This is a genomic window from Flagellimonas marinaquae (genome assembly GCF_023716465.1).
GTDB classification, from domain to species: domain Bacteria; phylum Bacteroidota; class Bacteroidia; order Flavobacteriales; family Flavobacteriaceae; genus Flagellimonas; species Flagellimonas alginolytica.
In genome coordinates this window covers 3014510-3039604 of record NZ_CP092415.1, presented here as the reverse complement: position 1 = coordinate 3039604, position 25095 = coordinate 3014510, and the positions used below count along the sequence as shown (strand labels likewise).

The 25095-nt window shown below is 43.3% G+C and carries 27 protein-coding genes and 1 pseudogene; 5 read left to right on the top strand and 23 right to left on the bottom strand.

Annotated features, from left to right (window positions below; all coding sequences use genetic code 11):
* Positions 1–15: 15 nt before the first annotated feature.
* From MJO53_RS13455 to MJO53_RS13420, 8 genes are all read right to left on the bottom strand, one after another.
* Positions 16–771 (bottom strand): SDR family oxidoreductase, encoded by a 756-nt coding sequence (locus MJO53_RS13455; protein ID WP_252079452.1) that lies wholly within the window; start codon positions 769–771, stop codon positions 16–18.
* Positions 772–922: 151 nt separating this feature from the next.
* Positions 923–1897 (bottom strand): TIGR03571 family LLM class oxidoreductase, encoded by a 975-nt coding sequence (locus MJO53_RS13450; RefSeq protein ID WP_252079451.1) that lies wholly within the window; start codon positions 1895–1897, stop codon positions 923–925.
* Positions 1898–1947: 50 nt separating this feature from the next.
* Positions 1948–2886: an aldo/keto reductase gene (locus MJO53_RS13445; protein WP_252079450.1), complete on the bottom strand. Its 939-nt coding sequence runs from the start codon at positions 2884–2886 to the stop codon at positions 1948–1950.
* 4 nt (positions 2887–2890) lie between these two features.
* Entirely contained in the window at positions 2891–4096 is a 1206-nt protein-coding gene (locus tag MJO53_RS13440) for an MFS transporter (protein WP_252079449.1), read from the bottom strand.
* A 1-nt stretch (position 4097) separates the two neighbouring features.
* Positions 4098–4850 (bottom strand): type 1 glutamine amidotransferase domain-containing protein, encoded by a 753-nt coding sequence (locus tag MJO53_RS13435; protein ID WP_252079448.1) that lies wholly within the window; start codon positions 4848–4850, stop codon positions 4098–4100.
* 120 nt (positions 4851–4970) lie between these two features.
* On the bottom strand, positions 4971–5543 hold the full coding sequence (locus tag MJO53_RS13430; RefSeq protein ID WP_252079447.1) for a Crp/Fnr family transcriptional regulator: 573 nt from the start codon (positions 5541–5543) through the stop codon (positions 4971–4973).
* A gap of 324 nt (positions 5544–5867) precedes the next feature.
* A complete protein-coding gene (locus MJO53_RS13425; RefSeq protein WP_252079446.1) occupies positions 5868–6338 on the bottom strand; it encodes a carboxymuconolactone decarboxylase family protein in 471 nt (156 codons plus the stop codon).
* 60 nt (positions 6339–6398) lie between these two features.
* Entirely contained in the window at positions 6399–6977 is a 579-nt protein-coding gene (locus MJO53_RS13420) for a Crp/Fnr family transcriptional regulator (RefSeq protein ID WP_252079445.1), read from the bottom strand.
* A 176-nt stretch (positions 6978–7153) separates the two neighbouring features.
* Between MJO53_RS13420 and MJO53_RS13415 the strand changes: the two genes are divergently transcribed.
* The 3 genes from MJO53_RS13415 to MJO53_RS13405 all read left to right on the top strand — a co-directional run bounded on the left by MJO53_RS13415 (position 7154) and on the right by MJO53_RS13405 (position 8919).
* Entirely contained in the window at positions 7154–7717 is a 564-nt protein-coding gene (locus MJO53_RS13415) for a TetR/AcrR family transcriptional regulator (protein ID WP_252079444.1), read from the top strand.
* A gap of 247 nt (positions 7718–7964) precedes the next feature.
* The gene (locus MJO53_RS13410; RefSeq protein WP_252079443.1) at positions 7965–8528 is read left to right on the top strand and encodes a carboxymuconolactone decarboxylase family protein; all 564 of its coding nucleotides are present in this window, start codon (positions 7965–7967) and stop codon (positions 8526–8528) included.
* A gap of 82 nt (positions 8529–8610) precedes the next feature.
* A complete protein-coding gene (locus MJO53_RS13405; RefSeq protein ID WP_252079442.1) occupies positions 8611–8919 on the top strand; it encodes an EthD family reductase in 309 nt (102 codons plus the stop codon).
* A 622-nt stretch (positions 8920–9541) separates the two neighbouring features.
* On the opposite strand, the pseudogene MJO53_RS13400 reads toward MJO53_RS13405, so the two are convergent.
* Positions 9542–10135 (bottom strand): annotated as a pseudogene (locus MJO53_RS13400) (fibronectin type III-like domain-contianing protein); the annotation flags it as partial.
* A 405-nt stretch (positions 10136–10540) separates the two neighbouring features.
* Between MJO53_RS13400 and MJO53_RS16960 the strand changes: the two are divergent.
* Positions 10541–10669, top strand: a complete 129-nt coding sequence (locus tag MJO53_RS16960; RefSeq protein ID WP_286037766.1) for a hypothetical protein — start codon at positions 10541–10543, stop codon at positions 10667–10669.
* A 206-nt stretch (positions 10670–10875) separates the two neighbouring features.
* Here the strand turns inward: MJO53_RS16960 and MJO53_RS13395 are convergent, their stop codons facing one another.
* From MJO53_RS13395 to MJO53_RS13350, 10 genes are all read right to left on the bottom strand, one after another.
* Positions 10876–12297 carry an amidohydrolase family protein gene (locus MJO53_RS13395; protein WP_252079441.1) on the bottom strand — a complete coding sequence of 474 codons (1422 nt, stop codon included), beginning with the start codon at positions 12295–12297 and terminating at the stop codon, positions 10876–10878.
* A gap of 453 nt (positions 12298–12750) precedes the next feature.
* A complete protein-coding gene (locus MJO53_RS13390; protein WP_252079440.1) occupies positions 12751–14298 on the bottom strand; it encodes a Fic family protein in 1548 nt (515 codons plus the stop codon).
* Between the two features lie 428 nt (positions 14299–14726).
* Complete coding sequence (locus MJO53_RS13385; RefSeq protein WP_163627927.1) at positions 14727–15527, bottom strand: DUF4138 domain-containing protein; 801 nt, start codon at positions 15525–15527, stop codon at positions 14727–14729.
* Positions 15528–15537: 10 nt separating this feature from the next.
* Positions 15538–16485 (bottom strand): conjugative transposon protein TraM, encoded by a 948-nt coding sequence (gene traM / locus MJO53_RS13380; RefSeq protein ID WP_252079439.1) that lies wholly within the window; start codon positions 16483–16485, stop codon positions 15538–15540.
* Positions 16466–17092 carry a conjugal transfer protein TraK gene (locus tag MJO53_RS13375; RefSeq protein WP_163627929.1) on the bottom strand — a complete coding sequence of 209 codons (627 nt, stop codon included), beginning with the start codon at positions 17090–17092 and terminating at the stop codon, positions 16466–16468. Before MJO53_RS13375 ends, traM begins: the two co-directional genes overlap by 20 nt.
* A 46-nt stretch (positions 17093–17138) precedes the next feature.
* The gene (locus tag MJO53_RS13370) at positions 17139–17969 is read right to left on the bottom strand and encodes a hypothetical protein (RefSeq protein ID WP_163627930.1); all 831 of its coding nucleotides are present in this window, start codon (positions 17967–17969) and stop codon (positions 17139–17141) included.
* A gap of 6 nt (positions 17970–17975) precedes the next feature.
* The gene (locus MJO53_RS13365) at positions 17976–18581 is read right to left on the bottom strand and encodes a conjugal transfer protein (protein ID WP_252079438.1); all 606 of its coding nucleotides are present in this window, start codon (positions 18579–18581) and stop codon (positions 17976–17978) included.
* Positions 18568–20991 (bottom strand): TraG family conjugative transposon ATPase, encoded by a 2424-nt coding sequence (locus MJO53_RS13360; protein ID WP_252079437.1) that lies wholly within the window; start codon positions 20989–20991, stop codon positions 18568–18570. Before MJO53_RS13360 ends, MJO53_RS13365 begins: the two co-directional genes overlap by 14 nt.
* Positions 20984–21262 (bottom strand): hypothetical protein, encoded by a 279-nt coding sequence (locus tag MJO53_RS13355; RefSeq protein ID WP_252079436.1) that lies wholly within the window; start codon positions 21260–21262, stop codon positions 20984–20986. The genes MJO53_RS13360 and MJO53_RS13355 overlap by 8 nt, the downstream gene beginning before the upstream one ends.
* 1 nt (position 21263) lies before the next feature.
* Positions 21264–21551, bottom strand: coding sequence for a hypothetical protein (locus tag MJO53_RS13350; RefSeq protein WP_127139878.1), 288 nt, complete (start codon positions 21549–21551; stop codon positions 21264–21266).
* A gap of 253 nt (positions 21552–21804) precedes the next feature.
* Here MJO53_RS13350 and MJO53_RS13345 point away from each other — a divergent pair, with 253 nt between their 5' ends.
* Positions 21805–22413: an N-acetylmuramoyl-L-alanine amidase family protein gene (locus tag MJO53_RS13345; protein ID WP_127139877.1), complete on the top strand. Its 609-nt coding sequence runs from the start codon at positions 21805–21807 to the stop codon at positions 22411–22413.
* 70 nt (positions 22414–22483) lie between these two features.
* On the opposite strand, the gene MJO53_RS13340 is transcribed toward MJO53_RS13345, so the two are convergent.
* The 4 genes from MJO53_RS13340 to MJO53_RS13325 form a co-directional block, all read right to left on the bottom strand.
* The gene (locus MJO53_RS13340; protein WP_252079435.1) at positions 22484–23146 is read right to left on the bottom strand and encodes an ATPase; all 663 of its coding nucleotides are present in this window, start codon (positions 23144–23146) and stop codon (positions 22484–22486) included.
* Positions 23143–23682: a hypothetical protein gene (locus MJO53_RS13335; RefSeq protein WP_252079434.1), complete on the bottom strand. Its 540-nt coding sequence runs from the start codon at positions 23680–23682 to the stop codon at positions 23143–23145. Before MJO53_RS13335 ends, MJO53_RS13340 begins: the two co-directional genes overlap by 4 nt.
* Positions 23683–23686: 4 nt before the next feature.
* Entirely contained in the window at positions 23687–23965 is a 279-nt protein-coding gene (locus MJO53_RS13330; RefSeq protein WP_252079433.1) for a helix-turn-helix domain-containing protein, read from the bottom strand.
* Positions 23966–24251: 286 nt separating this feature from the next.
* Positions 24252–25091, bottom strand: coding sequence for an RteC domain-containing protein (locus tag MJO53_RS13325; RefSeq protein WP_127139874.1), 840 nt, complete (start codon positions 25089–25091; stop codon positions 24252–24254).
* Positions 25092–25095: the final 4 nt, after the last annotated feature.

Below are 25095 nucleotides of genomic sequence, written 5' to 3'. Positions count from 1 at the left end.
GAATAAGACTTGAGACTAAAAGTCTTGTACAGTTGGTCTCAACACAATTTCGTTCACGTCTACATCTGCTGGTTGTTCAATGGCAAAAGCAATGGTTCTGGCCACAGAATCGGCAGGAATAGAAATGGTCTCGTACATATTGTCTACCATTTCAGAACTCTCTTTATGGGTACTTCCGTGTTTCAACTCGGAATCAACAGCACCTGGCTCAATGGAAGTGGTTCTGATATTACCTCCTACTTCTGCACGCAGTCCTTCTGAAATGGCTCGAACGGCAAATTTGGTTCCACTATATACCGTACCCCCCGGTGCAAATACTTTTATTCCTGCTACGGAAGATAGGTTGATAAAGTGCCCGGATTCTTGCTTTTGGAAAATTGGCAGAGCAGCTGCTACCCCGTACAATACACCTTTAACGTTGATGTCTATCATACGGTCCCACTCATCTACCTTCACCTCGCTCATGGGTGCTATAGCCATCAAACCAGCGTTGTTGACCATTACGTCAATTTTACCAAATTCGCTTACTGCTTTGTCCACCAAAGCTTGCACGTCTTCTTTTTTGGTCACATCTGTTGCAATGTATGCCGCCTTACCTTCGTTTTTGGAATTGATTTCTTCCGAAATGTTCTGTAAACGATCTTCTCTTCTGGCACCTAATACAACGTGTGCCCCTTTGGCAGCTAAATAACGTGCGGTAGCTTCACCCAGTCCACTACTGGCACCTGTAATTACTACTACTTTTCCTTTAATGTTATTTTCTAAACTCATAAGAATGTTTTTGAATTATTATTTTAATGATGATACAAAGGTATGGGTAGGTGTTTGTGACAGACTTACACAAAAAAGGGAAATAATGAAACAAATCACGGATTAAGAATTATTTAGCATTTTTTTCGACAACCCTTTACTCCTTGAACCCTTACACCAAAACACCGTTAAATAACGGCAACACTACTTCCGCTATTTTATCCAATGCTTCTTTGACCGGAGTGTCCGATTTTCGCAAATGCAACGCCATGTGGTTTACCCCTGCTTCTTCGTAGCGTTTCAGTAATTCCGTAAGCTTGTTTATCCCTATGGCACCTCCAAACCGATGTGGTCTAAAGTCGGCATTGTCGTCCGTAAGTAGGTTTAAATGAAAGGCAGAAATATAGGGTTTACAGGCTTGGTCGTTGTCGTATAAGGCCTCGCACCACTTCTTTTGCTGCAAATAGGTTTCCTCTGGTGTTCTGGGATAATTGAACCAACCGTTCGCTTCTTTAGCAATCCAATCTATGGACTGTCCCGAGTGGCCGGCAACCACCAAAGGAATTGGGTCCTGGGGTTTGGGATAAACGTCCACACCCGGGTTTAAAAAGGGATAAAACTCGGTTAAATCGCTTTCCAATTTCCAAGCCTCTTGCATAATCTTTAAATGCTCCCGAAACAATTTGGGGCGTTCCTCATAGGCTATTTTATACATAGGAAATTCCACGGGCCTGTCCCCTAGCCCTAAACCCAGCAGCAACCTACCCTTGCTTAAATTTTCAATGGTTGCGGCGGCTTTTGCCAAATGTATGGGTTGATGTAAAGGTGAAACGATAGCGGCCGTTCCCAACAATATATTCTGGGTAGCCGCGGATAAATAACCCAAATAACCGATAGTATCGAACAACTGGGCGCCATCCCCAAAATTGGGATCGTAAACCGGTACTTCCCGTACCCAAACCGATGCAAAACCAGCAGCATCTGCCTGTTGTACCAACTCCAAATGATTTGTCATATCCGGAATACCGAAAGGCCTTCCCGTTTCTCTTCGTTTTTTATCCCCTGCCAAGGACCAATCGTTATCGAGCGGAAATTCTATTCCCAAGGTCATTTTACCGGGTCGGTATAGTTTGTCAAAATTTTTCATAGCAATTCTTTTTTAAGCCAAGGGCCGCAGAACGACCCCTGACTTTTTAATTAAGCGTTCCAGATTTCCTCTGCAGTATACGGGCCGCCTTCAACTTCCCAGAATTTTGCATCCACAAAACGATGGTCTTTGTTAAGGGCCACGATCTTCTCCATATCCGAAGCGCTCAATTCAAATTTTAGGGTATCCAAATTTTCTTGTAATCGGGACACATTGGTAGATTTTGGTATTACCGAAATACCGCGTTGTATGCCCCATTTTAAGGCTACTTGCGCCACTGTCATACCATGGGCCTGGGCAATATCCAGAAGCACCTCACTTTTAAAAAGGTTAAGGGTATCATCTTCTGCCCCACCAGAACCAATAGGTGCGTATGCTGTTAGGTGAATACCCACTTGTTTACAGAAATCTACCAAGGTATCTTGCTGTAAAAACGGGTGTATCTCGATTTGGTTCACTTCTGGTTTCTGTTTTGCCGTTTCCAAAAGAGCCTTCAAATATTGGGTATTGAAATTACTGACACCGATATGCTTGGCCAGTCCTTTTTCCAAAGCTGCTTCCATACCGGCCCAGGTATCGGTCAATGGCACTTCTTCCAAAGGAATGAATTGATCTGCCTTCTCTGGCATTTCAACTCTTTTTTTAAAGGCTACAGGCCAATGGACCAAATAGAGGTCCAAATAATCCAACTGTAGGTCTTTCAGGGTTTTTTCCAAGGCCGGTTGTACGTTGTCCATCCCGTGAGAATCACTCCAAAGCTTGGAGGTAATCCACAGTTCCTCCCTGGTTACCACACCAGAATCAATGGCTTCCGCAATCGCCTTTCCTACTTCTTTTTCGTTTCCGTAGGCTGCCGCACAGTCTATGTGCCTGTACCCCATTTTCAAGGCTTCCAAAACAGCGGTATAAACCTCTTTGGGTTCAGAACGAAAGGTACCAAGCCCTAAAATGGGCATTTGATCGTTATGTTTAAATGATAATGTATGCATCTGTTTATAATTTTTCTTTTTTATATAAAGCCAGTGTAAGTATAAAGCCTACCACCACCAGTATACTCCCTACCCATGGCGTTGCTGCTACGCCCAATGTGGACTCTACTATTAATCCGCCAACATAGGCACCAATAGCTATCCCCACGTTAAAAGCCGCAATGTTCAATGCCGAGGCTACATCTTCTGTGCCCGGCAGGTATTTTTCTGCCATTTTAACCACATACAGTTGCAGTGCGGGTACGTTGGAGAACGCCAAGATTCCCATAAAAAACAAAGTTACTATGGACCAAATAGGACTGCTTGCCGTAAAGTATAGTACCACCAGTACCACGGCTTGCAAAGCAAACATGACCATTAAGGCTTTTCCCGGGGTTTTGTTGGAAACCTTACCCCCAATAATATTGCCCAAGGCAATGGCTATACCGTAGACCAAGAGTAGAACACTGGTCATACTAGCGGAAAATCCGGTAACTTCTTCCAACAAAGGCGCCAAGTAGGTAAAGGTTACAAACGTACCGCCATAACCAAGGGCCGTAATGCCCAACACCAACAGAATAGAAGGGTTTTTGAGTACTTTTAGCTGATCTACCAAACGTAAGGGCGGTGATTTTTTAATATTTGAAGGAACCAAAAAGTAACTGGCCAAGGCCCCGATAACCCCTAAAATGGCAACGCCCACAAAAGTGGCACGCCACCCAAAGTTTTGGCCAATGTACGTACCCAAAGGCACGCCCGTAACAATAGCTACCGTAAGCCCGGCGAACATTATGGAAATAGCAGAAGCCCTTTTATCTTCTGGTACCAGACTGGCCGCTATAGTAGAGCCAATGGAGAAAAAGACCCCATGTGCGAACCCGGTTAAAATGCGTGCCAGTATTAACAAGGTAAAACTAGGCGCAATGGTGGCCAATCCGTTACCGATAATGAACAATAACATAATACCGATCAATAACCGTTTGCGTGCTATTTTACTGGTCAAAGCCGTTAAGACAGGTGCACCAATGGCAACTCCCAAGGCGTACAAACTCACCAACAATCCCGCTGAGGAAATAGAGGTGTTTAAATCGTTGGCTACAGTGGGCAACAAGCCCACGATAACAAACTCTGTAGTTCCAATACCAAAGGCACTAATGGTCAATGCCCATAAGGCCGCTGGTAGACTTTTCTTTTCGGTCTTTGCGTTTAAAACTGCTGAATCCGTAGCCATCTTAGTACGTTGCTTTAACCAGTTCCACAATCTTTTGGGCCGTTAATTTGGCAGAAGCAGGATTTTGACCGGTGACCAAACGCTGGTCCACACTCACTTTTTCTTGCCACATATCGGCTTTATCTATGGTTGCTCCACGTGCTTCCAATTTTGTTTCCAAAAGGAAAGGAACCACTTTTTCTAAGCCTACATTTGCTTCTTCTTCATTGGTAAAAACGCTTAGTGTTTTACCGTTTACCAAATAGGCTCCGTTGGACAATTGAATGTTCACCAATGCGGAAGGTCCGTGACATACGGCCGCCACTATTCCATCATTCTCATAAATACGGGCTGCTATTTTGGCTAATTTCTTGTGATTGGGAAAATCCCACATAGTGCCATGGCCACCGGCATAATAGATTACATCATAATCCCTTGCCTTGATTTTTGAAGGTTTTAGGGTGTTTTTTAGTTTTTGTTGAAAAGTGGTGTCGTTCCAGTATTTTTTATTCACCGGATCTTCCAAATCAAAACCATCTACCGGAGGGTTCCCTCCTTCTGGGCTTACCAAGGTAATGTCGAAATTGTTCTCCTCAAAAACTTCGTAGGCGTGGGTTACCTCACTTAGGTAATAGCCCGTTACCTTGCCCGTATCTCCCAATTCTTGATGACTGGACAGTACCATTAAGACTTTTGTAGTCTTATTGTTATGTTGTGCCGTTCCTAATAGAGCAAATAGTAGCATTGCCACTGTTGTGTTAATTCTTGTTTTCATTTTCTTTATCTTAAATTTTATGTGACAAAGGTGTATGAAAACGAAAGGCTGTGCGAGGAGCTACATCACCATTTTAAAGTGAGATAACACAACCCATAAAAGTGATATACATCACAAAATCTAATTTTTAAAACGGCTCAAAGTTTCCCTGGAAACGCCTAGGTAGGCGGCAATCAATTTTTTAGGAACCCGTTGTAATAATTTGGGGAGTTTGTTTAGTAGTTCATCGTACCGTTCTTCTGCAGATAAAGTTAAAAGGGACAGAATACGCTGTTGCAAGTTGATAAAGCCGTTGTTGGACTTAATCCGATAAAAATTAGCTATGGCGGGAATTTGCTGGCAAATGGATTCCCTACTTTCTAAGGACAGGCAAAAGAATTCGGAATCTTCTATACAATCCACAAAGATGGTGGCCGGTAATTGGTGTTGAAAAGCGAAATAGTCGCTAACCCAGTATTGCTCCATACCAAACTGTAAAATGTGTTCGTTTCCCTTTTGGTCTATAGCATACGATTTTACCAAACCGTTGATAATCCAAAACTCACATTCTACTGGCTGACCTGTCTGGATTAGAAATTGGTGCTTTTTTAATTTCCGATACTCAAAATGAGGCGCTATTTGCTCCCATTCCGCATCCGTTAGGTCAACAATTTCCTCAAAATGTTGTCTTAAGAGGCCATAATTTTCTTGCACGCCAAATTTGTTTTAAGAAGTACAAAGGTAAAATAGTAAATGTTAAATTGCTATCAACTTAAATTAACAAACAGAATCTCTTTTACTGAATTATTCCAACTAAAATCAGTAAAAATGCTTTTCTCACAAAATATGATAGGACAAGCTCATGGACCATATTATTAATTTAATAGCCCGGACCATTTGGTTATGATCGACCTCTAATTTTAGGGAGGAATTCAATCGACCGTTGTCTTTAAACAATCGATTGACCTTCTACATGAGCAGCCATTGTTCCTTTTTAAGGAATAGACGCCTTTTCCTCCTTCCTTCCATTCTTAAACCCTACCTCTTATTGGCTTTATCGGTGTTCAATTGGTAATTACCTGGTGTAAATCCAAACGTTTTCATTAATCGTGTCCAAGTGTTTATTTGAGCTACTGCCAATGTGAGCAAACTAATTTCCGGTTTATCAAAGTGCGTTAACAAAGTCTGAAACAGTTTGTCCGAAATTGAACTGCCCTTCACGTTGGTTACCTCCTCCGTAAATTCGAGTGCCACCCGTTCCCTTTCTAAAAAATAAGGGGTCTCCTGCCACACGCACAAGGAGGAGAGCCTCAATTCGGACTCACCGGAATTTTTAAGTTCTTTGTAGTGCATATCTACACAATAAGCACAACCGTTCAACTGTGCTACTCTTAAGCGCATTAATTCCAAAAGTTTAAAATCAATTGTGGATTTATTGATTATAGCTTCGACTGCCATTAAACTTTCGAACATCCCGGAAGGGATATCCTGAAAACTGATTCGTTCCATAAGTATATTATTTATGGAGCAAAAATAACCCTGAAGACAGCTCCGCTTCCTTAAGATTTCTTAAGAACGTAACTTTTGATTTTTTCTGATCGCACTTAAATATTCAGGGGTTATATCCAGATAAGATGCTATCATATAGAGTGGTACACGTTGAAAAATTTGGGGTAAATTATCCAATAATGTTTGATACCGGGTCTCACGTTTTGTTCTCATATAGAGTTCGTCTCGTTTTTGAATAGCAATGAGCATATTGAGATAAACCTTCCTAAACGCACTGTTAAGCTTTGGTACTTTATGGTACAGTTCTTCCAAATCCTCAAATGAGATCCGTAGTACCACAGTCTGCTCCAAACATTGAATCGCTTGTCTGGACGGTTTTTGCTCAACAAAGCTTTCCAAGGAGGTTACCCACCAATTTTCAATGCCAAAACCCTGGACCTTTTCTTGGCCAGAATCATCTATGGCATATTTTCGAACTAACCCTTTTAGGATAAAAAAGTTATATTCACAAACCTGTTCCTGTTCCAATAAATGCTGCTTGTCCTTGTAGTTTTCAACATCACAGTTTGCATATATAACTTGAATTTCCTCTTCATCAAAATTTTCGTATTTACACAGATAATCTCTAAGTTGATTCAAATACATCCTATTGATATGATGTTAAAAAAGGTTCAATTCTTGGCTTGCAGTAAATCTGGTTTAAAATTAACCTATAAAAATTAAAAAGTCATCGGGGATGCAAACTCCAAAAGTTTCGTTAAACTATTTTTTATTTCTAACCGTTTATTTAGTTTTGTGGTGTAGTTAAATATCAAATGCCAAGAACAAAACAATATAACGAGCAAGAAGTAATCGATAAGGCCATGAATTTATTCTGGCGGAATGGCTACGAAACAACATCTATGCAAATGCTTGAAAAGGAAATGGGCATAAACAAATTTTCCATCTATTCCAGTTTTGGCAGCAAAAATGGAGTGTTCCTAGAAAGTTTGAAACGGTATAAAACTAAATTGAACACTTTATTGGTTAAGTTGGAGAAATCTGATTCAGGAATTTTGGGCATTAAACAGTATTTCTATGATTTTGTTCAATTCAGTAAAGAAACAGAGTTTGGAAAGGGTTGTTTGATAACAAATACAGCCAATGAAATAGGTGAAAATGCGGACATCCAAATCAAGGATTCACTGTCGAGTTTTATGGAGCACGTTAGGCAAGTATTCATCTCGGTCCTAAAAAAGGACGCCTCCAAATCCCAAGAATCACTCAACAGCGAAGCGGATTATTTGCTTATTGCCATGTTTGGACTATCCTCGGCCACCAGAGTGTTCAACGCCGAGCAATTGGAACATTACATAGAGAATATATTCAAAGATCACTGACATTTTTTTTGCAATATATCTAACCTTTCGTTTAGTTTAAATTAACTCCCTATTCGGACATTAAAATAAAGCTTCATCCATAAAAATTGACTTTAGCTTTTTAATTACAAAAGGTTATTCAGAAATAAAAAAAATGTGGTCTCCATTTGGAACCGAAAGGCCCTATAAAGTAACAATGGATCTAATAATAACTAAATGCGCAAAGGAGCGCGAAAATTAAATAAGTAAAACAATAAAAATTCGAATTATGACAACTTTAAAAGTCCACAACATTGAAACAGCTCCAGAAAACAGCAAACCCCTATTGGAAAATTCCAAGAAAGCCTATGGAATGATCCCAGGCTTGCATGGCGTATTGGCAGGAGCCCCGAAAATACTGGAAGCCTACCAAACCCTGCATGAGCTTTTTACCCAAACTTCGTTCAACGAGGAAGAATTAACGGTGGTATGGCAGACCATCAATGTAGAACATGCTTGCCATTACTGCGTACCGGCCCATACCGGAATCGCCAAAATGATGAAGGTCGATGATAACATCACCGAGGCTTTACGCAATGAGACTCCGCTAAAGGATGAAAAACTAGAAGCTTTGAGAACCATGACTCTGACCATTGTAAGAAATCGTGGTCATGTAACACCCGAAGATCTACAAACATTTTATGCCGCGGGATATGGGGAGCAACATGTTTTGGAAATCATATTGGGACTATCGCAAAAAGTAATTAGCAATTATACCAATCATATTGCCAATACTCCTGTAGACGCTGCTTTTGAAAAGTTTGCCTGGTCCAAAGAAAATGTAGTTTCGTAGCCCTATAGTACCCTATTTTTATGTATTGCGATAAACTTTCCGGCACATAGGAAGGTTTATCGCATATTAAAACAATTCGATTATGATAAAGTTGACCGTAATGTACCCCAACAGTCCAAATACACAATTTGATAAGGACTACTATATAAACCAACATAGCAACTTATTAAAAGATCTACTTGGCGAAGCGATAATATCATCCGATATAAACCTTGGGTTATCCGGTGCAAGCCCGGAACAAACTGCTCCGTATGTGGTAATTGCCAATCTTGTCTTTACCTCCCAAGAAGCATTTCAAAATTCCTTTGTGCCAATGGCCGAAAAAATCTTGGCTGACCTTCCCAATTTCACCAATACCCAGCCAGTAGTTCAAATAAGTGAAGTGGTATGAATTCAAGATGACCATACGTGGCCACCCTAAATGGCAATGATTTTTAGAAAAAAACGAATTATCCTAGCAAGTTTTGAAGTGGATAGGTAAGAAAACAAATAAAATATGGTCTTGCGCAAAGATCATCTCAAATCTTACTACCTAACTTTTACCGAACTCTACACCTTTTAGATGGTTTTAAATGAATTCAAACGATATGCACAAACAACAAAAAAACACTGAAAATCAAAAGTTTAACAGTTTTTTATTTTTACATAAATAAGGTAAGTTGGGGTGACTGAATCATGAATTTGATTGTATGTTGTTGTAAATCCAAAACTGACACCGATATTTTAAATCCTGCACACCTTATTACTCCTTTCTGTACAGATTAAGAATAAGTACAAGTCCTCAAAGGATAGAAATAATCAAAACTGTTCAAAAAGTATCAAATATTTTAAAAACAATATCCATGTTATGTAAAATTATGGGCAATCCTCTCAATCTCCATGAACTAGTTATGCCAAAAATTGAATGCCCTTCAATACGAATTTCAATCAACAAACATCAAATCTTGGATGGCTCATTTTTTTGTTTTGGGTGGCCACAACCATCCTCCTCAACCAGTAAGGAACATCGTATTTTACCTTAGAATGAAAGATTCCGATAAATCGGCATTGGAATCGGTTCCCACAAAAATTTTGAATTCACCAGGTTCGGAAACAAATTCCAATTGGGCATCATAGAATTTTAAATCATCCGGAGTCAAGGTAATTGTCACTTCCTTTCGCTCCCCCTTTTTCAGCTTTATTTTTTGGAACCCTTTCAATTGTCGTTTCGGCGGGGTAATGCTTCTGACCACATCCCTCAAATATAGCTGCACCACTTCTTCCCCAGTATGATCACCTGTATTTTTCACCGTAACGGTGGCCGAAATCGATTCTCCCCGACCAATTTCCTTTTTGCTCAGCCTAAGGTCGGAGTATTCAAAAGTGGTATAGCTCAATCCATACCCAAAGGGCAATAAAGGTGTGTTGGGCGCGTCCAGATAGTTCGACCTAAATTTTTGAAACTCCCCACTTTCAGGAGCGGGTCTCCCTGTGACCTTCGCACTATGGTATATAGGAATCTGTCCTACATTTATCGGCCATGTGGCAGTTAATTTACCAGATGGATTATAATCTCCAAATACCACATCGGCAATTGCATTGCCAGCTTCCACACCCGGGTGCCAAACCGCTGGCCCGATTAGAACCTAAACGCTGAATCTCAATATTAACGGGAGGTTTGAAGATATTAGGTAAAACCGGACACCCTATAGGACACCTTTATCCTTGGTTAAATTTGGGCACAAAAAAAACCAGAAAATGCTAATTTTCTAGTTTTTAATTATTTACAGTTACATTTAACATCAAATGCACTGTTTTTTGTCGGGGTGGCAGAACCTGAACCCTGCACCTTGACCCCATGTAAACCAGATATTTATGTTTTATTTTCCAAAATAGGACATCCTATAGGACATCTTCGTGTGGAACTTGGTACTTTCTAGCATCAAATTTAAAGGATTCAATTTAAACTAAACCAAGTTCGTATAAATAAAATCAAAACTTACTGTCCATTCCCAACCGGTCCAATTTTAAGTATGATATTAACTGGAATGGAATGTTTAAGGAAGGCTACTATAATGGTGACGGATGAGGTGATAATGGAATACATCAAGAATCAGGACATGGAGCGAGAAGATGGTGATTTCAGAATCGGTGAATCATAAGCCGACTTACAGTCGGTTCCAAATCTTTCACCTTTAGGCGATAGTAGTTTAACTAAGGAATAGATTCCATTTTTTTTGAAAAGAATAGGTTTTGATGTTCATGGTACGATATAAGAACCTAAACCCTATTTTTTGGCTTTAATGTATAAGAGAGACTTCTTTTCAGACATGCTTCCAAAAGGGCAGGGCAAGACTTCTTCAATGGACTAGCGGTACATTTGGGCCATTTCTACCAGAAGTTGATTCAATTGGCCCTTGTTGTACACTTTTGTTTTCTTGATCAGTGTATGTATGGTTTTAGTGGCTCCAATATCTTTTATGGGATTCCTTTCCAAAATCAATAAATCGGCCACCTTGCCCTCTTCGACACTTCCATAGTAGTCCAAAAGATCAAAGTACTTTGGGCCATTTATCACCGATGTCTGCAATGCCTGCAAAGGTGTAAGTCCTCCATCAACAAAGATTTGAAGTTCATCGTGAAGGGCAAACCCCGGATAAATGTAGGAGTTCAAAAAGCCTGCGTCGGTTCCTGCAATGATGTCCATTCCCGATTCCCGTACCAATGGTAACAAATCGACTGTTTTCCGATACCTATCATGTCTGGCCTCTATCTCTTCTTGAGTGGCCTTGTTTGCCCGTTCTATCCTCCAATCATAGGTTTTTATGAGACCTGGCCCCAAATATTTCAGTTCTGGGTCAGAAAGATGGTCATCCTGTTCCAGGTATGAAATAATTTTGCTCCCAATAAATGTTGGAACCACTGCCGTGCCATTATCGGCCAATTTCCGGTACTTTGCAATGGCCGCGTCCCTATCAAAGGTTTGGTCCAGTTGTATTTGTGCAGTTTCCCGGTCAATCCCACCTTTCTTGAACCTATCAATGATCTCGGCCTCCTGTGAGGATCCAGCCTTTAGCATATAGCCCATATGTTCCACGGTGCGCTGTCCTGCTTCCGAAGCTTCGTTGATGGTCAGTTCAAACGGGATGTGGCCCGAGGTCTTATAGCCCCTTTTAGTGGCCTCCTTGATACTTTTCAGGAACAATTGGGGATCAAGGGCATTGTCCGTGATCTTTACGAAATCCACTTGAAGTTTGTCCAAGGAGTCCAGCGCCCGTAACAGTTCCGGCTCATCTTCAATTTCGAGGTCGCCGGGCCAAATGGAATTCTTTCCCTCCAACTTTGGCCCTGCCGTCAATATGGATGGTCCCAATAAAGTGCCCATCCCAACCTGTTCCTTCCACTTTAATACTTCTGGGCTTATGTCTGCTGCACAATCCCTAACGGTGGTTACCCCGTTGGCAATATATAGTGGTAAAAGGTTTTTATTTTCCGTAATCAGTGTATCGCCTCCCCCAAAGTGTACGTGCATGTCCCATAGGCCGGGAATCACATACTTGTCCTTGGCATCCACGGTCTGTGTCCCCATCCAGTTTTCTGCGGCATCGTATGGTGCAATCCGGGCAATGGTATCCTTATTTATGCCAATGTGCTGCCCTTCTATAATATTGCCCGAGCCGGTATCCACAATGTTCGCATTCTTGATCAGAATGTCGAACTGCGTTTTTGAATCGTTCTCACAGGCCGTAAGCAACAAACTGCCCAGTAAAAATAAACCGATCTTTTTCATTTCCATATTTGGTTAAGGTTTTGATAAGCTATTCTACTTGATCTATAGATGGATGGTTTCCGTTGAAAATCCCATCCCTTTTACATAAGGATAAAGAACGACTTAAATTTAGTGGAAAACAATGCTCCATGGCAACATTTCAGAGCCTTGACTTCAACCTGCAGAGGGTATATGGTGATATTCCCAAGTAGGATGCGACCAATTTATTGGAAACGCGAAGTAAAAAATCTGGATGCATCTTCATAAGAAGCTTTATTTTTTCCAAGGCTGAATACCCTAGGTAGCTATAGATCCGTTTCTGATTGTTCATAAAACTATACTCAAGAATCTTTGGAGTTGCTACCTTTATTCGGACAGAAAGTTTAAGACTGTGTTACCAAATAAATATTTTAGAAACATGAAAAAACGATATTATAGTTCCGAATTAAAGGTAGCAACTCCAGGTCACAACCATCAGACTTTTGCTACAGGTGTACCTTTCAAGCCTTCATCGACCAGCCATCCCATGAACTTTGCAAATGGTCCGATATCCTCTTTCACACTGGCCGATTCCAAAGCTTTCATATATATTTGACGTTCTTCCACCGGTATTACGGTCCAAGGGTAGCCGCCTGAGGCCAACATTACATTCATCAGAAATCGCCCCATTCGTCCATTGCCGTCCATATATGGGTGAATGAACACAAATATAAAGTGCCCCAATACGGCCCTTACCGCTGCATTTTCTTCTTTCTGCAACAGTTCGAACAATTCGGGCATGGCATCCCGTATTGCATCCTTGTTCAAAGGAACGTGCATCGACCCTCCTATATATACCTGATCATTTCGATATCCTGCCAGGTCGGAGGCTTTTAGGATACCCGAGGTCACGCTGGGCGCAAAAAGTTCCCGGTACCAATCCCCATGGTCATTGTCCACCACTTTTCCAGAATTCTCCCCTTGTAGAATACTTTTGATACTTTCACGCACGCGCTGGGAAGCCAACCAATATCCACGGGCCGCCATGGCATCGCGTTGCCTTTTGTCTGCCTCATTATCTTTGGGGTCCCATTCGCCGCTCCTTACCCGTTCAATCAGTTCCACGGTAACCCTATAGCGTTCAATGGATAAGGAATGATATGCATCGGTTACGTACATATCCTCAACTTCCTTCATATATTTATCATGATCTTGTGGAATGCCAGGGGCATCCGGAAAATGTGAAATCACCCCATTGCGCATTTTGTGCCACAGTAAACGAATCCTGTTCACATAGGGAGATTTATCCCTTATGGAGAGGACAACCGGGGGTTTATCCCCAAATGGATCGTTTTCTCGAACATCGTAACCGGCCTTTTGCATTGTCTTGACGATTTCATCCGCCAATGCATCACGCCCAATATTTCTAAAAGCTCCCGCCAATCTCCCGGCAATGGTGGAATGTCCCCCGTCCAACAATAAACCAAGTATTTCCGATGCATCCGGTACCATGGCCAATATGGTGCGCACATCCGTGGTGTTTCCTTTAAACATCCCCGGTGAACAATTTACCAGGGCCGAGGCCAAAGTCAACATTCTGATACCTTCCCATACCATAATCTCCGCTTTTGCCGGCAATGTGGATTTCATGGTGAACATTGAGGTGCCATGCAGCAGTTCCGTGTTGGAATTCGTGCCATTGGTCGCACGGATGATCAATTGTTTGGGAACAGTTTGGTTGCCGGCATGAAGCAATAGGGATTGTTCCGCTGAAATACAATAGGAATCCCCATATCGTTCGGCCAGGTACCGGGCACAGAAACTCCAATAATTGGCATACCATGAGGTACTGTCCCCCTGTTGTTCATCGGGAGGTACGATAATGTACCAACCTTGTATGATCTGTCGAATAAAGCCATTCCCGCTCAACCGTTCCCGATGGACACGACTGAGTTCAGAAGTTTTGATTGCGGTGATACCTTGATCTTGCAATGTTTTTAAAGCTTCAAGGGCCTTGGCCAATTTTTCTTGAGGTGTTGCCATTTTTCTGTACCAATCTTATTGGGCAAACATTATATTTCTATGCTGTTTTGTTATTATATATTTGTGATGTGCTAAAATTATATATTTATGACGTATAAATATTATGTTTTTATGTTAAAAATACAGGGGGAGCCAATTAAAACAGAAATCCACATCCAATATGCTTGATTTTAACGTGCAAAAAACGGTGTCATCTGTAATCTTCGACAGAAAAAATGAGCATAGCAAAGAACACCAATAAGACACTGACCCCGGTCCTCTACAGTAAAATATTGGATTGGTTTTATTTTACCGTTTTTAGTGGTTCTCATTATCCCAAGGTTTAGTTCATGGTTTTGTGAATTATAAAAATTCCCAATGGTGTGGATTCAAAGCCGTGATTGCCCAAATGTCATAAATAACCGGAGCGATGTCAAGAATGGGGGGCATTACGGATCCCTGAGCAAAACTTTTCTGCTCCCTTTCCCTTCATGTAGTTCCATTTCTGAATACTCTCCCTTGGCCAATACGAACTTGGGCAATACGTACACGAACCTTTTGGATTCACCCTTCTTGACCAAAGAGGGCATTTGGTATCGGTGTATTGGCAACCTTTCCAGTCTTTGGTGGGATGCCTTCTTCTTTTTGTTCCCGGTAACGCTATAGACTTTTAGATAGTCCACCTCAAAATCAATGTTCGAATTATTGGACACTTGCATGACCAAGTACGTCTCATTTCCATTGTAGGCCATTTTCTGTAACTGAAGTTTAATGCGCCCTTTTCTCTTGGTGGCCAACCTTTCGTTCTTGGCCTTTAAAAGATAATTACAAAAGCGCTCAAAGTATTCCCTTCGCTTGGCAATACTGTCCAGTTCTTCGTCCTCTTGTTCTTCTTTGCGAATTGTAATCGGTCTTTCAGTGCCAATACTCTCAGAACCGGTAACAAAATGGTTCAACCTGCTGAGTTGTTTCCTGTATTTGAGGATATAGGAATATACCCGTCCATCCTTGGTCAACACCAATAGGTTGCTTTCCTCGCCCGGCTTGGCCTGTACCAAACCAAAGTGCTGCTCCTTTTCCCGGTTATAGCTAAACACAAAATTTGGCGCTCCCACAATGCCCTGACGGATGGGTTCCGAAAAGAACAGGGCCACGTTTTTATGCCCGTTGGCGTAGATGGTGTCCAACACTTCCTGTGCGTTCAATACATTGGCCAATGCCAATAACGGTATAAGAATACGTATTTTCATAAGATAGGTTTTACTGTCCCTTTGGGACTTTTAAAATGAGTCGATAATTATCCATTATGGTCACCTTGACCAGACGGTTGTCCCTTTGGAAGAGTGCCTTGATGCCCCTGACCTGTGGTACCCCACCGATATTGATACCATCAATGGCATCCCCCACCACTTCCCTTCCGGCCTCCGCCCGAAAACTGTTCACCACATAAATTCCCTCACCTCCATCTTCAAAATCATAAGCGGCCAAGGTAACGGGACTGTGGCCCATATGGTCAATGGCGATCAGCACCCTGTTGGGCTTAAAGCTCACAAATCCGTAAATGGCCGTATTTCTTGGAATTACAGTGCCATTGATGACAGCATCTGCCAAGAGCCGCATCCGTAACCGGAAATACTGCCTTACCGTTTGGGTGCCATCCACCCTGACCAAGATCTGGGAATCCGTGGTTCTGGTCACCTCCATGGGCCGTTCCATGGGATTTGAGGCGAAGAACAATTGGTGTTCCAACCCCAATTCCTTGACCTCTATGGATGGATCTTTGGTCTCAATTTCTTTTGTGGTGGTGATGGAATCCGATTTGGTATTGCCCAATGCCACTTTCCCAGTCTTGGGTTTCCGGTATGTCCCTTCCGCATAATCAATGCGCCCTTCGTTGTAGATACTGTCAATAATCCGTATCCTTTTCTTTTCCATCAGGTCCGGGTCATAGACCCCTGTGGAATCCAACAGGCTCTCGTCATAAATGCTCGGGGCGTTGGTCTGCCGTTCTTCCTTGATGGCATCCAAGGCCTCCAGTTTGGTTTTGTACTGCTCCTGCTCCTCCCCCAGTTCCGGTACGGGAATCTGGTTGTTGTCAATTACAGGGTCTTCCCCTTCACCCAGTGCCATCATCGCATAGCCCACAATCAACAGGACCACGCAAAGAATGACTGCCGCGAAAACGATTTTATTTTTCTCTACTTTCATAATTTTCAATTCTTTTTAAAGTGTTTTCAAAAAAGTTGGTGATCAACAGACCATGGGTATTGTTCGGAAAGTTCCGGTCCACATGGATCAGGTTCCCCGTGGTGGTCAGCTCATAGGTATCGGTGACCGACCCCCGGTTGATCTCAAATACGGTGACGGTCTCAAACCTATAGGGTTCCGATTGCAGGTCCATCTTGGATGCAATGCTCCGTACTTTCTGTACCAGGGAATATTGCAGCAAACGGTTATAGACCCCTTCCGCTTTTTTCTGCCGGTAGAGGGCGTCCACCGAAGAATTGCCCAACCAAAGGGCTTTCTCTAAGTTGCTCTCATAGTTACTGGCATCGATTCCATAGAAATAGCGGTGGAACAGTTCCAGATGCGCCTTGGCCTCCACTTCGAGGTTTTCCAATTGGGAGACCATTTTTAATGGGATTACGCTTCCATCCCCGTTGACCACAAAGGCATTGTCCATACTTTCCCTGTGGAGCCCTATGACCATCAGCACCGAGACCATACAGGTCAGTACGGCCCCGATGACCGTGACCAGCACGATAAAGCGGTTGAGCTTTAGGATATTGTATATGTTTTTAAAGGGTGTTTTCATTCTTTATTAAATTTTTTAATGTGCATTGGACATTTATAAATGTGTCTTAGCCACCAAAGAGCTTGAAGGTAAAGGAGGTGGCTTTGCGGTACAGTTTGAACTTCAGGAACACGATGAACCCAATGGAAGCCAGTTCGATCAGTGGCGCAAAAAATTCACTGCCCCAGTCCGTCCCGAACAGGTTGTTCCAAAAGCTTGTATTGATCTCCGTGTACAGGGCATTGACAAAGACATTGACCAAAAAGAAGGCCGGTACCAACATATATACCCCGGTATAGAGCTTAAAGAAGTTATAGGCCAGTCCCCTGAACTTTTCAAACACGGCCAAGCTGATCACCAAGGGAAAGAAGGCCCGCATAATGCCCAACAGGAAAAAGCGTTCCGCCAGGAACAGCGGATAGATGAACAGGTCCATCATCCATAGGAAAATCCCGATAACAAAGGCCAGCACCTTCAACCCGTACAAAGGGGTCACCAAGGCCTCGTACAACAGCGCCAACGCCTTTTTGGCGGCCTCCAGTGCGCCCACATCCCGTTCCAGATCCACATCTTGTAGCTGTAACGGGAGGAGCGCTGGGGCCGTATCTCGGTATTGGGTCTCAATGGACACCAAAATAGCATCAAAGACATCCAACACCTGTGTGGAGAAGATGACCAAGATCACGACGGCAAAGTTCTTGGCCAGTTCCGTGGGGGTCAGCCCCCAGGTATGCCCATCGGTAGCTGCGATGCCTTCGTTGTATTTCTTCAGAATGTTGACCAAAAAGAACAGCACGGCCAGTGCCTTCATGCCCGTAATGGTGTACTGGGCAAAATCACTGTCCATGATGGTCCGGTAGACTGTATCCACATATTCCAATCCTATTCCCAAGAACATAATTCCCTAATATTGTGTTTCGCGATTATTGATCCTGTCCTGCATCTTCCTGAAGGAAATGATCTCCCTATAGCGTCTGGTCTTTACCTCCAGTTCGGCGACCATTTCGTGGGACTGGACTTTCTTTTCCATCAAAATGGCCGTGCGTTCCGCATCGGTCATTTTCAAAAAATCACTGGACAGGATCTGGTTCACAAAATCCAGGTCGTCTATGGCCGTGTCCATGATCTGTTCAAATGAGCGGGATACCAGCTCTACTTCCCCCGCTTTGATATAGGGAGAATTCAAAATATCCCTTACATCTTGCTGTACGGTCCTGAACAAAATCTCATTGTTCTTGGTCAGCTCCTGTAGGGCCTTCAATTGTTTGATTGTATTGCTGACCTTGACGACATTATCCTTTTGCTCTTTTAGAAATTGCACCGTCTTCAACAGCTCTGAGGTCTGTTTGGCCGACTCCACCAGCGATTTGGTCATGCTGATGAAGTTCGTATTGTCATACACCGGCATCCCCTGGGCCGTAGCACGGCCGGGCAGGTATAGGGCCAAGGTCAGGGACAATATCAATGTTAGGGTACTTTTCCTGATGGATTGTTTTTTAGCTGTTCTCATAGGATTTCTTTTTTAGGTGAATAAATGCTTTGATGGCCTGTTCCATATCCCCGGTCTTTTCAAACAGTTCCATGATCTGGTTGTTTTCAAGTCCATCGGTGAGGTAGGCGGCATAGACTTCTGGCGGGACTTCCAAACGGAAGATGTTGCTCTCCTTTCCGATTTTGATAAAGATCTCGGTGTACTTCCGTTCCCCGTTCAGGTTGTTCCGTATGGATTTGAGTTGGTTCAAATCATGATTTGACAGATTGAGCCGCTTTTGCAGTTCATCATAGCCCTTCTCGTTCCGAAGGCTGTATATGACCTGGGTGTTTTCAAGAATACTGGCCGAAGTGGAATTCTGCGGCAGTTGGTTGATGGATTGCAGGATGATACCGATGGCCCCATTTTGCTTCCGGATGGCTTGATAGTAGAATTCTACACTTTCCAAAACGTTGGGAAACTTGAGTTGTTTGGCAAACTCATCGAAAAGGATGATGCCCCGCTCGGAACGGTTCCGCCAGATGGTCCGCTGGATGGCCGACTTGATGAGCTTGAGCATCACGGAGAGGATTTCCTTATTGTCCCTGACTTCGTCCAGTTCAAAGATGATGAGCCGTTTATCCTCTATGGTATAGGTCTGATCGGCCCCAGTATTGAACAGAAAACTGTAGGGACCACCTTCCACATATTCCGAGAGGATGTGCAGAAAATCATAGGTGCTGAAATGGGCCTCCTTGATCTGTAACTCTTGGATAAGGGTATCTTTTTGATGGTCCACAAACTGGTACAATGACGCCAAGGAATGGTGTTCCCGCACAGTTTTGTAGTAATGGAGCAGCACCTTTTTCATGGCCACTTTCCTGCCCTTGGACACTGTATTGCCCTCTGCCAAGAGTTCCAACAGGAATACGGCCAGGTCCTCCAGCCTTTCAGGGGTAAAGTCGCCCTCCCCTGAAACATAAAAAGGGTTGATGCCCAGGTTCTTGCCCTGCTCGTACCTCAGGATGATATGGTCATTCGGGTACAGCTTGGCAAATTTGGCGTAGGAGCCACCCAAATCGATAATGACCAGCCGAGCGTCGGCCTCAAAATATTGACGAAGGATATTGTTCGCCAGAAAGGATTTGCCCTCGCCCGTTGGGGCGAAAATGGCAAAGTTCCGTGCCTTGATACGTTTTTTCCGTTCGTCCCAGACATCCTTCAAGACGGGGATGTTGTGTTGGCGGTCATTGAATAAGATCCCCGAATCATCGGATCTGTAATTCGTGTTGTTGATATACAGGCACAGCGCATGTTTGAGATCCGTGACATACAGATCTTCGTTGGAGAAGTTGGTGGCATGGCAGGGATGCGAGTTCAAAAAGTAGTGCTTGCGTTCCTCGCCATTGGGATGATAGGGCACCATGTCCAATTCCTTGAACTCCCCCTTGATTTTGGAGCCTATCCGTTTTACATGTTCGGTTTCCGGATGCCAAAAAATGATATTGAGATGGCCACGGATAATACGGGATGAGTCATCGGTATTGATCTGGTCCAGGATTTGCTGTACCTTTTTGAGGACCACTTTGTTCCGGGAACCGAAATTGGAACTTTTGCTGAGCTCCTCCACTTTTTTGTCCAGTAGCTTACGCCACTTGTGTTTGTCATCCAGATAGAGGATGTGGTTGATGATGTGGTTCTCGTTAAGGTCCAGTCCCAGGCCATCGATAAACCCTTGGTGAAAGCCAAAGTCATCCGAGGTGAATTTTTCATTGATCTTGCTGCTCTGGACCGTTCCGGCAAAACACCCTTCATTGTTGACGGCTATGGCATCAAAATAATGGTCGCCGATCTCGATATGTTTTTTGCCCAATAAAATGTCCGTATCGAAATCTTGGTTGAAACCATTGTAATAATCGTTCGTATGGGTGAGAATGTCAGCGGGTAGCATGGGCACCAATGACACTTTTTGGCAGTTGTTGATATAGGAAACGGCATCGTTCACCGCGGTGATGAATTCCGCTACCTGCGCATCCAATTTTCGATAATAGCCTTTTTCTGTTTTCCGAAAGGGATTCACATACTTGGAAGCGTTCAGGGCCTTGTCCAAGGGCAGCACAAAGAACAGATGGCTTTGATGGCTCAGGTATTCCCTGCCCTTAAAATAATCATGGGTGGCCTTTTCCAAAAAAGTACGATCGGGTAATTGCCCAGCATCATAGCCCACTTTTTGATATATGTCCTTTTTATGGATGACCGTACCAGTGGGCAGGGATTTGAAAGCCTGGAACCACATACTGTGCAGTTCCTCAAAATCGGGCTCGGAAAGGGAATACACTTCGGGAAAATCCACTTTGTAACAAAGTACTACATTGCCGTTGGAGGCAAACACGGTATGCCCCTGGATATCAAGAATGGGATGATATGAATTTAGGTTGATCTTATCCATAGGAAAGCGGACTTAGTTTTTTATTGCTGATGGTTTGGGGGAAGACCTTTTGGATAGCAAATACATTTGGGTTTTTGGCCAACTGCGCCAATGCCCCGAACAACAGAGCATTGAACAACAGCAGGGCTACGATGACACCAAGACTGAAGGAAAAGATGATGATCAGCAGGGAACCGATGACCGATACCATCATCAGGGCAAACAAGGAAATGGGCAAGCCCTTGATCATGGCCTGCTTGCGGATATTTCTATAGACCTCGTACTTTTTCATCCTAGACCACTATTCCGATGAGATAGGTGAAGATGCCCACCACGGCCCCAGCGATCAGCACAAAGACCAGTACCCGGGTAATCCCTTTTTTCAAATCGGAGTTCTCCCCAAAGAAATGACCGGCATTGAACAAAAAGCCCACCAAAAAGATGACTCCGAGGATAATGGGGAATATCGCCCGAATGGTATCGGAAATATCGTTGACCGAATCCTCGATGCCACCAATCTGGGCAAAAACTGTATTGGAAATTAATAGGGATAACAGAGTGAAGTACAGTGCTTTTTTCATATCAAAAAGTGTTTAAAAATTCGTTTGGTTTTGATATTCGAAAATTACTGTATATTGACACATAAATAGTTGTATACCAGATATTTGTGAATAACATATTCATTGTTATGATTTGGTTTTTATTGCTGCGGATTGGCATCAAAATCTATGTAAAAAGCGGAATGCTATGTTGATAACCTTAAAACCCTGGGTCTGCAAATGCTTCAAAAACGTCAAACTTCGACTTCGCTCAGTTCAAGTTTTTGTCCTTTTGATGTGCAATTTCTATCCGCTTTTTGGTCAGCAAATGCCCCGTAAAGAAATTCTGGTCATTGACCCCGGACATGGTGGGGTGGATTCCGGCACCATTGGGATATATGGAGTTAGGGAAAAGGATGTGGCCTTAAGCGTGGCCAGGGAAATCGTTCGATGGAACCATACCTTTTTGGATGGCAAATACGATATCTATCTCACACGGTACACCGATACCTTGATATCCCTTGGAAATCGCTCCAGATTGGCAAAAGCCTTGCATGCCGATATGTTTGTGTCGCTGCATTGCAACCATGCGGAAAACTCGGAAGCAAATGGTATGGAGGTTTTTGTCCATAATAGGTCCGGACAATATTCTAGGGAAAGTATTCTATTGGGATCATTGATCCTGGATGAAGTGGTACGGAACCTTGGCATCGAACAACGGAGCATTGAATCTGCCAACTTTCAAGTGCTGCGGGAAGTTACCACTTGCGCGTCTGTTTTGGCTGAAATGGCCTTTCTGTCCCACCAGGATGAATCAGGCTATCTATTAAAGGGCAAGAACATCAAAGCCATCGCCTTGGCCATCCTATTGGGCATTGACAATTTTAAAAACCTGGAACTATGAAAGCATTTTTAATGGAAATCATCAAGGTCATCGCAAAACTACTGGGAATGGTGTTCAAACGGCAATGACGTTATTTGCGCTTGTCCTTGCTGTCCTTTTCAAAGGCCACCAGATTGAACATCTGCCGCATGCGGCTCCTTACCCGTTTCCCATAGCGTTCCTCCAACTCCTTGGCATTGAGGTTGGTGGTGCAATGGGTTCGTATATTATGGTTGACAAAAAGCTCGTAGCGCGATAAAAGGATCTCCCCCATCACATTGCAATCCTTTCCATAATGCCTTCCCGTGGGTTCCACGCCAAGGTCATCAAAACAAAAGTACTGCCCGTTGCCGTAATCCTCAATGACCTTGAAACCAATGTGGTTGAACCCAAACACGATATTTCGGCTGGGAATGACAGAATACGGTTTTTGGTAGGGCACCAGGAATTTCAATAGCCGCATCAGACTGGTCTTGCCACAGCCCACGGGCCCGGACAGCAACAGGCCCTTGTTGGGGTCGATGCCGTCCTTTTTGCAGCTGTCATAGTCCTTGATGATATAGTTGCAGAGTTTCAACAATATCCCTCGGTCTTCCTTGTAGATCCTGAACCGTTCCCCGAACATCAGCTTGCCCTTGGCCTCCAGATAGATGAGCATCTTGTCAAAATCATACAGGATGTTGTTGCCGCTCAGCTCCCCCAAGCGGTAGGTCAGGTTGCCCTCCGTGATGATATGTGGATGGTCCAGTTTCATAGTGGTTCCCCGTAATCCTTGTCCGAGGTGGTTTTTAGGTTGTCCCGATGTTGGCCAACCCCATTGGGTTTGTTGTCGTTTTCAAAATCCAACGGAATTAAATTTTTTAAATTTTCCGGTTTGTTATTGTTTTTATGGTTTGTTCTAGTTTGTATATGTTTTATTATAGGTACCAGTGCTTGTCCACTGCTTGTCCCGATATGGGTACGGCTTCGGTACACAGCTTGTTCATCACTTGTCCCAAAATCGAACATCTTGATACGGCTCCCCTTAAAAGGGTTATGGGAAGGGATATATAGCAAATAGTTCCAATGGCTCAACTGCTTGATACATTTATGATAAGTGGACTTGGAACCTATTTTTGAAAAGTCCATGACCTCTTCCCTGTTGATATGGAATTCCTCCCTAAAAAAATTATGGTTCCAAAGCTGAAAAAGGGCTACGTACAGACTGATATGGGTCGGGTTCAAACGGTTGTCCTTTGCAAATTGGTCAAAGACACCGTTCAGGTGTTTGATATAGTTGATGTCCTCCAAACCCCTAGAAGTTCTTGTTGACCTTGTTCCGCTCCAACACTTCCATAATCTCCCGCTGATCGTAATAGAGCACCCCTCCTATCTTGGTATAGGGCAATGTGCCATTGATACGCAAATTCTGTAAGGTTCCCGGGGAAATGCCCAGGAGTTCCCGCACTTCATTGGATTTGATCCATTTCTTGGCCGTTGTGCCGTTGTGGTTTTGCAATAGTTCCTTGATGTCTTCCAAAAGTTCCACTTTGAACTCCATTAGGTCTTCCGAGGTAATAATGGTCGCTCCCATAATTTCTGAGTTTTTAAAAAGAAGGACCACCGCATTACTATCATTTCATTTGATGGCCCTTCCATCGATTTGACTTTCACTGACAAAACTCAAAAAGGTTTTTGGAAAAATTTCCCAAGTTGGTACCAACTTGGGAACGATTTTTTTATCCTATAAATTGTATCGATTCAGGGCCATTTGGACTTTGGTGAGGTCCAAAAAAGTTTGAAAATGGGAAAAATCGGTCCCCAAAACCCCCGAAAACCAAAATTCCCAAGTTGGTACCAACTTGGGAAAAATTAGGGAGCTATTCTTCCAGGGATTCCATCCGCTGGTTGAGCATCTCGATGAGCCGTTCCAAGAACCGTGTCCTACTGCTCTTGCGGGAACGGATATCGATAAAAGTGTGGTAGTAATTGCCCAGATCCACATTGTAGAAGTATTCGAAATGGGAGGCCAGTTCCTTGATGTCAACGGTCCCCCCATTGATGTATTTACTGGTGTGAAGGGCATAGAGGAGCTCGATCAGGTCCGTCTTGCTCCCGGTCCAAAATAATTTTGATGGTTTTTCCATAGGTGTGTTCTTTGTAGGTTCCATATTGTTGTTCAGATCGTCCACTTCCTTTCTCAGGTACACGATGAGCATGTCATAGGCCATGATGGTGGCCACCGTGCCGTCCTGACAGGTGGAGAACTGGTCATCGATCAAAAAGTGAAAGGATTCCAGGGGCATGCGCAGGTCCCGGTTGCCCCGGACAAAATACTGCTCGTCCATGGACATGGCCCCACGCCGGTAATAGTTATAGAATTCCAAGTTGTCGTTGAAGAAGGTCTGCAGCTTATCGATCTGTTGCTGTAGGTATTTGACCTGGGCCACATCCTTTCCCCGCGGGCGTTTGCTCTCTATACTGAAGAGGCGGATGTAATAGATGAGCTTGCTAAAGATCTGCGGCTTGACATGCTTGAAGAAATAGATCTCATCCGCCTGTGTCTCAAAGTCCTTGCCCACAATCTGCTTTTGCAGTTTATGAATGCACTTCTCCACCAGTACGATGCCCTTCTCCGCTTTGTAAAGGATATCGCCGTTCCCACTTTCCAAGGCCTCCAACTGGCCCTCAAATTCTGATAACAGTTTTTGATATTTCATGGCA

What these genes read in the sequence shown, in the direction of transcription:
- traM (WP_252079439.1), bottom strand. Translation starts at nt 16,485, where the DNA reads ATGAAAGTAGAGAAAAATAAAATCGTTTTCGCGGCAGTCATTCTTTGC.
- MJO53_RS13395 (WP_252079441.1), bottom strand. Translation starts at nt 12,297, where the DNA reads ATGAAAAAGATCGGTTTATTTTTACTGGGCAGTTTGTTGCTTACGGCC.
- MJO53_RS13440 (WP_252079449.1), bottom strand. Translation starts at nt 4,096, where the DNA reads ATGGCTACGGATTCAGCAGTTTTAAACGCAAAGACCGAAAAGAAAAGT.
- MJO53_RS13330 (WP_252079433.1), bottom strand. Translation starts at nt 23,965, where the DNA reads ATGGGAGCGACCATTATTACCTCGGAAGACCTAATGGAGTTCAAAGTG.
- MJO53_RS13445 (WP_252079450.1), bottom strand. Translation starts at nt 2,886, where the DNA reads ATGCATACATTATCATTTAAACATAACGATCAAATGCCCATTTTAGGG.
- MJO53_RS13345 (WP_127139877.1), top strand. Translation starts at nt 21,805, where the DNA reads ATGTGCAATTTCTATCCGCTTTTTGGTCAGCAAATGCCCCGTAAAGAA.
- MJO53_RS13360 (WP_252079437.1), bottom strand. Translation starts at nt 20,991, where the DNA reads ATGGATAAGATCAACCTAAATTCATATCATCCCATTCTTGATATCCAG.
- MJO53_RS13455 (WP_252079452.1), bottom strand. Translation starts at nt 771, where the DNA reads ATGAGTTTAGAAAATAACATTAAAGGAAAAGTAGTAGTAATTACAGGT.
- MJO53_RS13425 (WP_252079446.1), bottom strand. Translation starts at nt 6,338, where the DNA reads ATGGAACGAATCAGTTTTCAGGATATCCCTTCCGGGATGTTCGAAAGT.
- MJO53_RS13410 (WP_252079443.1), top strand. Translation starts at nt 7,965, where the DNA reads ATGACAACTTTAAAAGTCCACAACATTGAAACAGCTCCAGAAAACAGC.
- MJO53_RS13450 (WP_252079451.1), bottom strand. Translation starts at nt 1,897, where the DNA reads ATGAAAAATTTTGACAAACTATACCGACCCGGTAAAATGACCTTGGGA.
- MJO53_RS13355 (WP_252079436.1), bottom strand. Translation starts at nt 21,262, where the DNA reads ATGAAAAAGTACGAGGTCTATAGAAATATCCGCAAGCAGGCCATGATC.
- MJO53_RS13350 (WP_127139878.1), bottom strand. Translation starts at nt 21,551, where the DNA reads ATGAAAAAAGCACTGTACTTCACTCTGTTATCCCTATTAATTTCCAAT.
- MJO53_RS13325 (WP_127139874.1), bottom strand. Translation starts at nt 25,091, where the DNA reads ATGAAATATCAAAAACTGTTATCAGAATTTGAGGGCCAGTTGGAGGCC.
- MJO53_RS13365 (WP_252079438.1), bottom strand. Translation starts at nt 18,581, where the DNA reads ATGAGAACAGCTAAAAAACAATCCATCAGGAAAAGTACCCTAACATTG.
- MJO53_RS16960 (WP_286037766.1), top strand. Translation starts at nt 10,541, where the DNA reads ATGATATTAACTGGAATGGAATGTTTAAGGAAGGCTACTATAATGGTG.
- MJO53_RS13390 (WP_252079440.1), bottom strand. Translation starts at nt 14,298, where the DNA reads ATGGCAACACCTCAAGAAAAATTGGCCAAGGCCCTTGAAGCTTTAAAA.
- MJO53_RS13415 (WP_252079444.1), top strand. Translation starts at nt 7,154, where the DNA reads ATGCCAAGAACAAAACAATATAACGAGCAAGAAGTAATCGATAAGGCC.
- MJO53_RS13375 (WP_163627929.1), bottom strand. Translation starts at nt 17,092, where the DNA reads ATGAAAACACCCTTTAAAAACATATACAATATCCTAAAGCTCAACCGC.
- MJO53_RS13385 (WP_163627927.1), bottom strand. Translation starts at nt 15,527, where the DNA reads ATGAAAATACGTATTCTTATACCGTTATTGGCATTGGCCAATGTATTG.
- MJO53_RS13340 (WP_252079435.1), bottom strand. Translation starts at nt 23,146, where the DNA reads ATGAAACTGGACCATCCACATATCATCACGGAGGGCAACCTGACCTAC.
- MJO53_RS13405 (WP_252079442.1), top strand. Translation starts at nt 8,611, where the DNA reads ATGATAAAGTTGACCGTAATGTACCCCAACAGTCCAAATACACAATTT.
- MJO53_RS13435 (WP_252079448.1), bottom strand. Translation starts at nt 4,850, where the DNA reads ATGAAAACAAGAATTAACACAACAGTGGCAATGCTACTATTTGCTCTA.
- MJO53_RS13370 (WP_163627930.1), bottom strand. Translation starts at nt 17,969, where the DNA reads ATGTTCTTGGGAATAGGATTGGAATATGTGGATACAGTCTACCGGACC.